General features: G+C 49.5%; 17 protein-coding genes and 2 pseudogenes. All 19 read left to right on the forward strand.

What is annotated here, in order from left to right:
- Positions 1–307, forward strand: a 307-nt coding sequence (locus AC15IQ_RS15185) for a terminase small subunit (protein ID WP_483180326.1), incomplete at its 5' end; no start/stop codon positions are given.
- Positions 294–1,766 (forward strand): PBSX family phage terminase large subunit, encoded by a 1,473-nt coding sequence (locus AC15IQ_RS15190; RefSeq protein WP_483180328.1) that lies wholly within the window; start codon positions 294–296, stop codon positions 1,764–1,766. The genes AC15IQ_RS15185 and AC15IQ_RS15190, both read left to right, overlap by 14 nt.
- 36 nt (positions 1,767–1,802) lie before the next feature.
- A pseudogene (locus tag AC15IQ_RS15195) lies at positions 1,803–2,021 on the forward strand (HNH endonuclease signature motif containing protein); the annotation flags it as partial.
- A gap of 298 nt (positions 2,022–2,319) precedes the next feature.
- Positions 2,320–2,619, forward strand: a complete 300-nt coding sequence (locus AC15IQ_RS15200; protein WP_483180330.1) for a hypothetical protein — start codon at positions 2,320–2,322, stop codon at positions 2,617–2,619.
- Between the two features lie 334 nt (positions 2,620–2,953).
- Positions 2,954–3,175 carry a hypothetical protein gene (locus AC15IQ_RS15205; RefSeq protein ID WP_483180332.1) on the forward strand — a complete coding sequence of 74 codons (222 nt, stop codon included), beginning with the start codon at positions 2,954–2,956 and terminating at the stop codon, positions 3,173–3,175.
- Between the two features lie 288 nt (positions 3,176–3,463).
- A pseudogene (locus AC15IQ_RS15210) lies at positions 3,464–3,970 on the forward strand (phage portal protein); the annotation flags it as partial.
- Positions 3,963–4,166 (forward strand): hypothetical protein, encoded by a 204-nt coding sequence (locus AC15IQ_RS15215; RefSeq protein ID WP_483180334.1) that lies wholly within the window; start codon positions 3,963–3,965, stop codon positions 4,164–4,166. The pseudogene AC15IQ_RS15210 and the gene AC15IQ_RS15215, both read left to right, overlap by 8 nt.
- On the forward strand, positions 4,153–5,076 hold the full coding sequence (locus AC15IQ_RS15220) for a phage head morphogenesis protein (RefSeq protein WP_483180336.1): 924 nt from the start codon (positions 4,153–4,155) through the stop codon (positions 5,074–5,076). The genes AC15IQ_RS15215 and AC15IQ_RS15220 overlap by 14 nt, the downstream gene beginning before the upstream one ends.
- A 35-nt stretch (positions 5,077–5,111) precedes the next feature.
- Positions 5,112–5,351: a hypothetical protein gene (locus AC15IQ_RS15225; RefSeq protein ID WP_483180338.1), complete on the forward strand. Its 240-nt coding sequence runs from the start codon at positions 5,112–5,114 to the stop codon at positions 5,349–5,351.
- Between the two features lie 65 nt (positions 5,352–5,416).
- On the forward strand, positions 5,417–5,575 hold the full coding sequence (locus tag AC15IQ_RS15230; RefSeq protein ID WP_483180340.1) for a hypothetical protein: 159 nt from the start codon (positions 5,417–5,419) through the stop codon (positions 5,573–5,575).
- Positions 5,576–5,734: 159 nt separating this feature from the next.
- Positions 5,735–6,367: a DUF4355 domain-containing protein gene (locus AC15IQ_RS15235; RefSeq protein WP_483180342.1), complete on the forward strand. Its 633-nt coding sequence runs from the start codon at positions 5,735–5,737 to the stop codon at positions 6,365–6,367.
- 20 nt (positions 6,368–6,387) lie between these two features.
- On the forward strand, positions 6,388–7,359 hold the full coding sequence (locus AC15IQ_RS15240) for a major capsid protein (protein WP_483180343.1): 972 nt from the start codon (positions 6,388–6,390) through the stop codon (positions 7,357–7,359).
- 13 nt (positions 7,360–7,372) lie between these two features.
- Positions 7,373–8,194, forward strand: a complete 822-nt coding sequence (locus AC15IQ_RS15245; RefSeq protein ID WP_483180344.1) for a hypothetical protein — start codon at positions 7,373–7,375, stop codon at positions 8,192–8,194.
- Between the two features lie 40 nt (positions 8,195–8,234).
- On the forward strand, positions 8,235–8,489 hold the full coding sequence (locus AC15IQ_RS15250) for a hypothetical protein (RefSeq protein ID WP_483180345.1): 255 nt from the start codon (positions 8,235–8,237) through the stop codon (positions 8,487–8,489).
- Positions 8,490–8,491: 2 nt separating this feature from the next.
- Complete coding sequence (locus tag AC15IQ_RS15255) at positions 8,492–8,803, forward strand: head-tail connector protein (RefSeq protein ID WP_483180346.1); 312 nt, start codon at positions 8,492–8,494, stop codon at positions 8,801–8,803.
- The gene (locus tag AC15IQ_RS15260; protein WP_483180348.1) at positions 8,800–9,114 is read left to right on the forward strand and encodes a phage head completion protein; all 315 of its coding nucleotides are present in this window, start codon (positions 8,800–8,802) and stop codon (positions 9,112–9,114) included. Before AC15IQ_RS15255 ends, AC15IQ_RS15260 begins: the two co-directional genes overlap by 4 nt.
- Before the next feature lies 1 nt (position 9,115).
- Positions 9,116–9,883: an HK97 gp10 family phage protein gene (locus AC15IQ_RS15265; RefSeq protein WP_483180349.1), complete on the forward strand. Its 768-nt coding sequence runs from the start codon at positions 9,116–9,118 to the stop codon at positions 9,881–9,883.
- Positions 9,883–11,349, forward strand: a complete 1,467-nt coding sequence (locus tag AC15IQ_RS15270; RefSeq protein WP_483180350.1) for a hypothetical protein — start codon at positions 9,883–9,885, stop codon at positions 11,347–11,349. Before AC15IQ_RS15265 ends, AC15IQ_RS15270 begins: the two co-directional genes overlap by 1 nt.
- Positions 11,350–11,476: 127 nt before the next feature.
- The gene (locus tag AC15IQ_RS15275) at positions 11,477–11,806 is read left to right on the forward strand and encodes a hypothetical protein (RefSeq protein WP_483180351.1); all 330 of its coding nucleotides are present in this window, start codon (positions 11,477–11,479) and stop codon (positions 11,804–11,806) included.
- Positions 11,807–11,931 lie beyond the last annotated feature (125 nt).

Raw genomic sequence — 11,931 nt, forward strand, 5'->3', positions numbered from 1 at the left:
AAACCTTACAAAACCTGCCATTAAAATTTGCATCGATCAGAAGCTGAAGGAGTTAGAAGATGCCCGTATTGCTGACGCCAAAGAAGTATTACAATACCTTACCGCCGTCATGCGTGGTGAAGCAGTAGAAGAGATAGTTGGCTTTACAGAGTTTGGAGCAGAGAGGGTAAGGAAATTACCCTATGTAAAAGACAGAGTAAAAGCGGCGGAACTTTTAGCCAAGCGATATGGTTTACTTAACGAAAACATGAACATCAATGCAGAAATGGCCGTTAGGATAGTAGATGATATAGATGATGAAGACTAGGTTATCGAGCCTCATCGCACCATCTTTTCATGATATCCATAGAGACCTTAAGGCCGAGGCTTATGAAGAGTATTGGCTCAAAGGGGGCCGCGGATCAACTAAGTCAACCTTCATCAGCATCGAGATACTTTTAGGACTGATCAAGGATCCAGATGCCAATGCCGTTGTTTTCCGACGGTACCAGAACGAGCTGCGGGACACAGTTTTTGGACAATTCGAGTGGACTGCTGCAAAGATGGGTATAGCCCATCTTTTTAAATTCCAGGTGTCCCCGATGCAGATCGTCTATATCCCCACCGGCCAGAAGATAGTTTTTAAGGCTGCAGACAATCCCCGGAAGATGAAATCCATCAACCTGGGCCGCGGCTATATTAAGTATGCCTGGTTTGAAGAAGTCGACCAGTTTGCCAGCATGGACGAAATACGCAATATTCTACAGTCCCTATTTAGGGGTGAGAATAAAAAGCGCATTTCGTTCTTTTCATACAATCCACCTAAAAGCAGTCGCAGCTGGGTAAACCAAGAGGCAAAAATACCTAAGCCAGGCCGGCGGGTGCATCATTCAGATTATCGGGATGTGCCGCCGGAGTGGCTGGGTGAGCGGTTCCTAGCCGATGCCGAACATCTGAAGAAAACTAACGAGACGGCATATCGACATGAGTACCTCGGCGAAGAAGTCGGTACCGGCCTTGAGATATTTACCAATGTTGAACTAAGGGCCATTACCCAAGACGAGATTGCCGTATTTGACCGTATCCGGCAGGGGCTTGACTTTGGCTATGCAGTGGACCCGCTTTGCTTTGAGCGAATGCATTATGACCGGACCCGCCGGCGGCTTTATTTGTTTGCTGAGATTAGCGGTTTAAACCTGTTTAACCGGCAATTCTGGGAGAAGGCGCAGAGGTATAACGATGTTGTGACCGTTGCCGATAGCGCAGAGCCGAAGAGCATTGCCGAACTCAAATCATGGGGAATGAAAATCAAGGCCGCCAAGAAAGGCCCGGGCTCTGTAGAGTTCGGGATTAAGTTTCTGCAGGACCTTGAGGCCATTATAATTGACCCCGAGCGTTGCCCATTGGCAGCCAAGGAATTTATCAACTATGCCCTGGAAACTGACCGTAACGGGATTATAAAAAGCCAATTTCCCGATAAAGAAAACCATTGCTTAACAGGTGATACAATTATAAACACTGTTGATGGCGACATTCCGATAAGTGCATTAGTAGGAAAAACCGGCATGGTGCATTGCTTTGACTTGAACAAACAAAAAGCAACGACCGGCTTCTTCTATGATGTAAAAAAGACTGGGACTAATCTGGATGTTTACGAAGCCGAATTGGAGGACGGCAGGGTAGTTAGAGCCACAGACTATCACCCCGTTTTAACCAGAAAAGGCTGGAAGCTCATTCGTGACTTAACAGAAGGAGATGAAATATTGGACATATCTAATCACATCTGATACAATAAGGTATGTAATAGAAAGGAAGGTATCAGAATGATTAGGTATGAGCAGGATGGCAAATTCGCTTATTTTAATGGGCTGAAATTTACACGCGACAACAAGACCGGCTATTACCTGAACTCAACAATACGTAAGCGCCTACATCGTTATGTATGGGAATACTTTAACGGACCAATTCCGGCGGGTTGCCATATTCACCACAAAGACGGGGATAAGAACAACAATAACATCGAAAACCTTGTTCTGGTGAAACACTCAAGACATGTGAGTCTCCATGGTATCTTGAACTCTATGGATAATGAATGGCTGGAGTGGGCCAGAGATAATATGAACAAAAAGGCAAGGCCAGCAGCTTCAAAATGGCATGGCTCGGAAGAAGGTAAAGAATGGCACCGCAAGCATTATGACCAAATGAAGGATAAGCTCCACGCAAAAGTGATAAAGATTTGCGATTATTGTGGGAAATATTACGATGGCTTGCCTCGGAAGACCGATAGGTTTTGCTCCAATAAATGCAAATCCGCTTGGAGAAGAAAGGCTGGGTTAGATAATGAAATACGTACATGCGCTTACTGTGGACGAGAGTTTGAAGCAAACAAGTACAGCAAAACAAAGTGTTGCTCTAAATCCTGTTCAAATAGACTTTACCCGCGGCTCCCTCAAATTCGCCAAAGTAAAAACAATTAGATATATAGGCAGGCAAGATGTTTATAACATGGAAGTTAAAGACCACCATAACTTTAGCGTTAATGGTGGCCTTATCGTTCATAATTCAATTGACGCAGCCCGCTATGCCCTCGAGGACGATATGAAAGACCGCAAACTCAAGGCCGCTAAGAGCCTATATTAAGGGGTGAGGAAGTGCAGAACATACTTAAAGTTAATGGCCCTGGACTGGCCAGTCACCAGTGAGAGATAATTGAAGACCTTATCGACGACCACGCGCGATCCGGCCAAGATGCTCAGCTTGTATAACCGATATTGAGACGGATGACCTGCCGATCCTAACAGAGAGTTTGAGGACCCGCAAACAAATTAACCGGAAACTGAATAATAGCTTTGAGTGAGATAGTCGACCAGCTGGTCGGTATTTTGACAGTAATCCTATCTCCTACCAGGTGACCAGGAGCAGCAGGAGCCGAGAAGGTTGACGCTGCCTGGCGGATTTCTCGCCGGGAATAGCATTGATGACTTGGACTCTGGAGACCGTTAAGATGGCCACCATCTGCGTATGCCGCCCGGTCGCCAGTATATCGATCGGACGGGCCTCGAGAGGGCCGCGAATGTTAACCCTGGAGGTCATCCTGGTCTATGACCGCAGCATCAACGAGCCAACGCTCTGCAGATACTATGACGGATCATCAAAGAGGGCAAGGAGGAAAAAACACGGACCGGTGGAGTGGTAATAGATGACCAGTCGGTGACTCACTATATTCAGGGATGATCAAGCGAATATGTGCTGGATATATCGGAACCGTTAACCCGGCAAATTTCACCTATTTGACTTAGTACCGCTGATTGTGTTCCTGAACAACGAGGAGCAGCAGGGGACGCTGAGAAGGTGCTGAACCTGATTGACGCCTACGACCGTACCTCCTGTCGGACGTCAACAGTGAGATCGAGTAGTTCCGGTTAGCTTATGGCATTCTACGGATACGACCCGGACGAAGACGCTTGCCAGCAAGAAAAACAGGAGCCTTTGGCTAGATGAAAAGGGCGAAGTGGTGGGCATCGAGTTCATTACCAAACAGATGAACGATACGGCTATTGAGAACCACCTGAACAGAATGGAAGGTAATATAATGCGGTTTGGCAAGTCAGTTAACATGACTGATGAATCATTCGCCAACAACCTATCAGGGGTGGCCATCCGCTACAAACTAATGGCCTTAGAGAATAAGCATCACCATGAGCGTTAAGATGACCGCTCGACTCCGGCAGAAGTCCGTGTTGGCCACCGTTTGGCAAAGAAAGGCATCCCGGTGGATTATACCAACATATTCTTTCAGTTTAAGCGTAATCTGCCGGTAAACTTGCTAGATGAGGCGCAAACCACTTCCCAGCTGAGAGGCCATGTATCCGAGCGCACCAGGCTGAGCCAACTCTCATTCGTGGATGATGTCGAGTGGGAAATGGAGGAGATGGCCAAGGATGCAGAGGGATTGATAGACCTGGATGAGGGGGATGGGAATGATGTCTAAAGTCGTTCCCCTCTTTGGCTATGCAGTCTATGAGTTTCCTTGGGGTACCGCTGTAAAAGAGAAAAGGACTGGTAAATGGACAACCGTTTTTCTCAAACCAGACGGCCAGAGAATAGATGTATCCAACATCGAGGTCATTCTTCACAACAACGGCATCGAGTTTATATCAGGCGGTGATTTGCATGAGCCTGGATGATAAATTCAAGCAAGGCGAAAAGGCAGCTGAAAAGCTAACTAACCAAGCCGAGAAAGAGCTAATCAAAGCCTACCGGGAGAGCTTGAAAGAGATCCGGGCTGAGCTGGCTCTGGCATATGAGAAATACGCCGTAGCCGGGGCCTTACCTATGGCTGAAATGATGAAATACGGGCGGTTAGTGAAGTTAGAGGAGGCTATTGCCAAAGAGGTTAGTTCGTTGACCGACAAAAAGACCAGAACCACTAAAAAAGCTATTAAAGAGGTTTTCAAGGAGAGCTACTACCGGGTGGCCTGGGCACTGGAAACGGGGGCTGAGGTATCACTTAGCTTTACCTTGCTTAAACATCAAGCGGTGGAAGCGGCCATACTGAATCCCTATGACCTCATAACCTGGCCGGAAAGAATAAAGGATAATGCCCGGCTGCTGGTGCGTCAGATAAGGGAAGAAATAAGCCGGGGCATAGTCCAGGGCTATTCGTACGATAAAACAGCCCGAGCGGTTAAGGAGCGGATGGACATAGGGGCCAGCAAGGCCCTCCGTATAGTCCAGACCGAAACCCACCGGGCGCAGAGCCAGGGGACCCAGGCCGCCTTTGAAAAGGCTGCGGCTAAGGGATTGGTCTTCAAGCGGGTATGGGTGGCTACTCTGGACGGCAGGACCAGAGATAGACATAGAGCACTGGATGGCCAGAAGGTAGAAGCTGACCATCCTTTCAAAATGTCTGGCATGACAGCCATGTATCCGGGCGGCTTTGGCATAGCGTCCATGGACATTAACTGCAGATGCACGGTTCGTGCCGAAATTGAAGGCATGGAACCACAACTCAGGAGAGCCAGGGACGAAAAAACCGGTAAGAATGTGGTAATACCCAACACCACCTATCAGGAATGGTATAATAGTCTCAAATAGGTGTTGGGGGCGGTGGTAGCATTTCCGAGGATAAAATGGATTATGGGGACTTCAAGGAGATGCTTAAGCAGCACGCCCCGGACAATCAGATGCAAAGGCTGGACATCCCGGAAATCAGCATCGTCTTTGACCTGCTGAAACTGTTTCGGCGAATCTACCAGCATGAGTTAACCCCGGAACCGTTAAAGGATTTTATTTATATGGAGGTACGCCGGGCACTGAGGAAAGACCTTGACGTCCGAGGATACCTGGAAGGCCGAACAGAAATTAAATAATACATTTGGAATTAACACTCGCTCAGGCGGGTGTTTTTTGTTACTCAAAAGGGAGGTAAAGCAAGATGGCCAAATACCGCAAAAGGCCAGTAGTTATTGAGGCCATGCAATATCTAAGGGAAGAAAACATTAACAGGATTCAAGACTTTATTGGGAATGGTAGAGAGTTTTTTATAACCCGAATGACAATGAATATTACATTAAAACACTTGAAGGTGATATGAAAGTAAGTAAGGGGGATTATGTTATAAAAGGAATTAAGGGTGAATTCTATCCCTGCAAACCAGATATTTTTGAAACGACTTATGAATTAGCAGAATAACCCTGCACTCCTAGGAGCCATAAGGCGAACTAGCGAGGGCAAACATAAGGAGGAAAAAGGTATGACTTTAGAGGAAATTAAACAATTTTTTGAGCAGAACAAAGATAATGAGGACGTAAAAAACTACCTAGCGGGGTTGAGCCAACCAACACCGGAGGGAGTGAAGGGCTATCTCGACACGGAGGAAGGCAAGAAGATATTACAACCTAGGCTCGATGCTTATTTTACGAAAGGGCTTGAGACATGGAAAGAAAAAACCCTGCCTAACCTCATTGAGGAAGAAATCAAGAAGAAGTTCCCCGGTGAAACCGAGGAGCAAAAACGGCTGCGGAAACTTGAAGAGGAACTGGCACAAGAACGACAGGCCCGCGTCAAGTCCGAGCTGGTAAACAAAGCAACTACACTCGCAACACAGAAGGGGCTGCCGGTTGAGCTGGTATCGTACTTCGTGGGGCAAGACGAAGATACGACTGTAAGCAACTTGACTGCCGTGGAGAGCATATTCCAGACCCATATTCAGAAGGCCGTTGAGGAGAAGTTCAAGGAAAGCGGACGCACCCCACCCAATACCGGTGGTGGCGGCTCCGGCCAAACTAACCCGTGGAAGAAAGACAGTTTCAATTTGACAGAGCAAGGCCGGATCATAAGGGATAATCCCGAGCTGGCCCGGCAGATGATGGCGCAAGCCAAATAATGAAAGAGAGGTAAATAGTTATGACCGTGACCAAAACCATTATCACTGACGTGATTGTCCCTTCAGTTTTTAATCCTTATGTTGTGGAGAGGACCGCTGAACTGTCTGCTTTTTACCAGTCCGGTATTATTGAGCGTTCAGAACAACTGGACGCTCTGGCCAGAGCCGGAGGTAAACTGATCAATATGCCGTACTGGGAAGACCTGGACGGACCCGATGAAGTGCTGGATGATGAAACCGCGCTGACTGTCAGTAAAATTTCAGCAAGTAAGGACGTAGCTGCCCTTCTGGCCCGAGGCCGTGCATGGAGCGTAAACGACTTAGCAAAAGCATTGTCCGGGGACGATCCCATGAAAGCCATAGGCGATTTGGTGGCTTTATATTGGGCCAGACGCTTTCAGTCCGTGTTGATTAGCACCTTGGCTGGTATTTTCGGCGACTCCGCCACCGAAATGGACGGTAATATTCACGACATCTCTGCGGAAGGCACTGCTGCAACTCGCTCGATTTCGGCAGGCACCACTGTAGATGCTCTCTACAAGTTGGGCGACGCCAACCAGCGGTTGACTGGTTTTGCCATGCACAGTGCGACCGTTGCAAAACTGACCAAGGATGATCTGATCGAAACCATCCCAGGTTCAGAAGGCAAACCGACCATTAAATACTTCCTGAGCAAACCCGTGGTGGAAGATGATGGATTGCCCGTAGAAAACGGCGTATATACCACCTACATCTTTGGTCAAGGTGCTTTTGGATGGGGTGAAGGCGCGGCTCCTGTACCGACCGAAATGGACCGTGATTCCTTGGCCGGTGATGATATCCTGATCAACAGAAGACATTTTATTCTCCACCCTCGTGGAGTTGCTTTCCTGAACGTTTCTGTGGACGGTGCTACCCCTTCCAACACCGAGTTGGCCAACTACAGGAATTGGAAGCGGGTATACGAGAGCAAGAACGTCCGTATCGTCCAGTTTAAACACAAATTGGCGTAAGTGGGGTGAGCTAATGAGAATACCTGAATATCTCAAGAGATTCACGTTCACCCCGAATGATTTCTATGACTATATGATAGCCATCGAAAAGGCTATGGCTGGGGATTTGGTATTAGTCCTGACCCCTGCCACTCTGGCTAACTCTGCCGCCGCTGTAAATGCCGCAGTCGGTGGAGCCGCAGAGAAGTTTGTCCGTACTGTTCAGGTTGAGCTGCAGGCTGCCGATGGGACCGTCCATGAGTGGTTTACTGGTGAGTTGGAGGCTGCCGTTGCTGAGACCACCGCGGGTGATGGAACATCGGCGATAGCGGATAGTGCCACAAAAGTATCCCTGGAAAATGGCCAAGGCACTATCGACATCGAGTATACGGGAGCCTGGTCAGGGGGCACCAAACAGGTGGAAACCGCTACCTGCGCTGGTACCATTACAACTGCCGGCAACGCAAAGGTAACTGTTACCGCTGCTGGCATGACCGGATCACCCAAGGCCATCAGCTTTCCTGTTGAACTAAATGATGATGCTGCAGCTATAGCCGCGGCCTGCCGAGCCGCTCTTGCTGCCGATGCTGCCGTGACAGCCTTGTTTGATGTTTCCGGAGAAGGAGCAGACGTTGTCCTGACTCGTAAGCTGGCCGTTGCTAATGACGATACCCTTAATATAGCTATCGCCGATGGAGCAGGCGATGGTGCCTCTGATGGAGTCACTGAAGCCGCTGAATCCACCGCCACTACTGGAGGTGTTGCGGCAGATACGCAGACCTTAACCATTACTGGCGGCACTATTCTTGGCTATACTGTAACCAACAAGACCAGTAAGGATACGCTGGTAGCATAAAAGAGGGGGCTTCTGCCCCCTTGAATACGAGGTGATGAATATGAGCGTAACAGGATTTAATCAACGCCGGAGAGAGCTTGCAGCTCAGCAGGAGGCTGAGGAAGCGGCCAAGCTTGAAGCACAAAAGCAGGAAGCTGATGAGCAAAATCTGGCAGAGGAATTGGAAACTACCCCTGGCGACCTGGACGATATGCCCTACCCCGAACTCCGGGCACTTGCTAAAGAGCGGAAGATTGAGGAATACTACAAGATGAACGCCGAAGAGTTGCGCGAGGCCCTGAAAGAGGGTGAATAACCATGGCTAAAGAAGAACTAAGAACTCGATTAGGTATAGACTTCGATGACTTTAGCCAGGACGGCTTGCTGGACTTGATCATAGGGGATGCCCAAGCATTTTTCAAAGACTATTGCAATCGTGACGATATTCCGGAGGAGGCCGAATCGGTCATTGCCCGGCTGGCTGTGGTGTTGTATAGCCGTAATGCTGACCAGTACAAGCAGGGGGGCGTTGTGGGGGCATATTCAACCACAAACTTTGTTCTGGGGGATGATATCCCCAAGAGCATCAAGAGCCAACTGCGGAAGTACCGGGTGGTGATGTTTACATGACACCACCTTCCAAGCTACCCTACTCTGTTCAGATCCAGGCCAAAACCACTGGGTACGATGATGAAGGGATACCGATTCAAACCTGGGAGACCGTGGCAACCGTCCGGGCTGACATTCAGCCCTTGGGCGGTGAGCTGGCCGAACGGCAGTACGGCATTGTAGAAACTGGTATCACTTCCAGGATGTTTTGTAACCCGTCTAATGCTGTCCAGCTAGCCCGGCGGGTAGTCCATGATGACAAGACCTACGAGATTCGCCATGTAGCCGCCTACCGTGGACACATGGAAGTGCTCTTAAGGCCGGTGATATAAGATGGCTGAAATGAAATGGTATGGTGATAAGGCTATCAAGAGCGTGGAAGATGCTATCAGCAAGGCTCTGGAAGCATCTGCCCTTGTCGTAGAGGGAGACGCTAAGAACCTAGCCCCAGTTGACACCGGTAACCTTCGGAACTCTATCACACATGAGGTGGAGGGGCAGGAAGCCCGGGCCGAAGCAATTAGCCAGCTACAACAGCAACGGGTAGAGATGCAGCAGAAGCTACAGGAAATCCGTGCGTCGGCCAATGAACAACTGGAACTATATCGCGCTGAGTGGGAGAAAAAGAATGCTGAGATCCGCAAGAACGCTGAGGATGAGATGAACCGAATCCAAGAGAAGTTTGAGAGCATAGCCAAGGCCGGGACTACATACGGTGTCAGCCTGGTTGCTAACTTCACCGCTGGCATGGAAAGCCAGTTCGATAACCTGAGACGGACGTTGTTTGAACTGGCCAGCATCGTTGATTCCTATATGCCTCATTCTCCCGCCAAGCGAGGCCCGCTGAGCAAAATTATGGAATGGGGACCGGCATTGGTTAATACTTTTGCTGACGGCATTAGAGCAAGCCTGCCGAAGCTGGAGAACGCTGTGGCTGGTATGGCAGCCTTGACCCCCGCGGCTGTTGGTCCGTCAATGTCCAATAGCACCAGCAACAACTACGGCGGCAATGTCTTTCATATCCATGTATCCGGTGGCAGTAGTCGCGAACAGGCAGAAAACCTGCTGCGCGAGCTACATCGGCGAGGAGTGAGGTTCTAGTGGGCAGACACCTATATGTAGCTGGGGTCGACCGATGGCCCCCGGCAAACGATCAATTAGATATAGAGCAGGCATTGACATATCAGATCGACACATGCTCTTTTCATGTGGCCGGGACGCAACCTTCCGAGGGTGACGAGGTAATTATCGAGGATGATGATATAGGTCGCATGTTTGCTGGCATTATCGTTAAAGTTGAACTGGTGGACAAAGATCTGAAACTGTGGGCAGTGGACTGCGACGACTATACCGCTCTGTTAGACCGCCGCTTGGTGGTGGAAAGCTATGAAAATATGTCGGCCTCAGACATCTTCCTTGACATCGTGGCCAAGTATTGCCCCGGTTTTACGACCAACGGCGTCCGGTCTGGTGCGCCGGTCGTAGAAAGTACAGGCGCAGAGTTCGAATATAAAAGACCTTCTGATTGTTTTAAATGGCTATGCGATTACATTGGATGGCATTGGCAGCCCGATTATTACAAAGACCTGCACTTTTTCAGCGCCGAGGAATTGGCCAGCCCTGCACCGATGGTTTTGCGGCCCGGAGGGAAATTCAGATTTGGCAAACACAGTATTGACACACAGGGCCTACGTAACCGTGTCTATGTCAGAGGCGGGACGATGCTGTCAGATCCACAAGTAGTGGAATGGAAAGCTGATGGTGTAGCGCGGATCTGGACTCTTCCCTGGGGGCCGCATGAAGTGTCTTTGGCCGTGGGTGAAGCCCCCATGACCGTGGGAGTGGAGAACCTGCACGATGAGGCAGACTATGACTATATGATGAGCTTTTCCGAGAAGTACATCAGGTGCTCTGCCCAGACATCCACCCCGGTCGAAGGAACTACAATCAGTCTGACTGCTAGGCAGGATATAGCTGTAATAACCATGGTCGAGGACTATGCTAGCCAGGCAGCTATTGCGGCCGTCCAGGGCGGTGACGGTATCTATGAGCACGTCATTGACGATGACAGCCTGACTACTATCCAGGTGGCTGAGGCTGCAGGTATGGCCGATCTAAAAGAGCATGCCAACCCTCGCGTGAGCGGCAGTTTTGAGACAGAGGTACCCGGTTGGGCGCCAGGGCAGATCGTACCAATCAACCTGCCTGATCGGGGAGTGGTCGGAGAATATCTCGTCCACCGGGTAACCATATCCCCATACTGGTCTAACCCTAGCATATGGACATACCGTGTTGAATACGGTGGCCGCTTGCTGGGCATAGCAGATTTCCTAAAGGCTCTGGTCAGCGCGCAGCAGAAGAAGCAGCTGGCCGAAACGGCAATCCTCAGCAAGTTCGACCGACAGACGGAGACCGCAGGGGTAACGGATACAGTGACCGACACTCCCCGTAACCTGCCGTATGTCTGCGGTGATCCAGACGCGATATGCGGCTTTGTGCAACTGGATAATGGCGGCGACTGGGTGTTCTTAGGACCAATGCCAGTAGCAAGGGGGGATTGGGATTGAATAGCGTAGAGATATTGACAGGTCAAAACACGATAGACCTACCCGGCGGTGGTCTTTTCAGGGTAGTGCTCACTTGGTATTTTCTTGCCCCCAATTTCCCCGTTTGTATATACGAGGAGGTGGAGGTTTGACAACGATAAACATAAAACAAGATGATACTCAGCCGGCCATGAAGGTGAGGCTCAAAGACTCAGCCGGGAATCCGGCAAACCTCACAGGTGCTAGTGTCCAGGTGGCAATACAGCACTATTCAAAACCAGTTATAAAATTCTTTAGATCAGCTTATGTCGCAGATGCAAGCACCGGTGAAGTCTGGCTGATTTGGCAACCTAAAGAAACGCAAGTAACTGGGCTTTACCGGATTGAGTTTAGAGTGACGTACCAGGACGGGACCATAGAGACATTCCCGAATGGCGGGTATTTATTGGTAAATATATTAGAAAGGATTGGTGAGTAAATGGCATTCGACGACAAAACATTAAAACGTGACGGTTCCGGCATCACCCCGGTGCCGCAGCATTTTAACCCCACTGCGGATGATTACGAAGCTATACTTGGTCGTAACGGTGCTAGCAGAGTAGA

The sequence above is a fragment of the Syntrophomonas sp. DTU019 genome (genome assembly GCA_913757435.1).
Classification (GTDB): Bacteria; Bacillota; Syntrophomonadia; order Syntrophomonadales; family Syntrophomonadaceae; genus DTU019.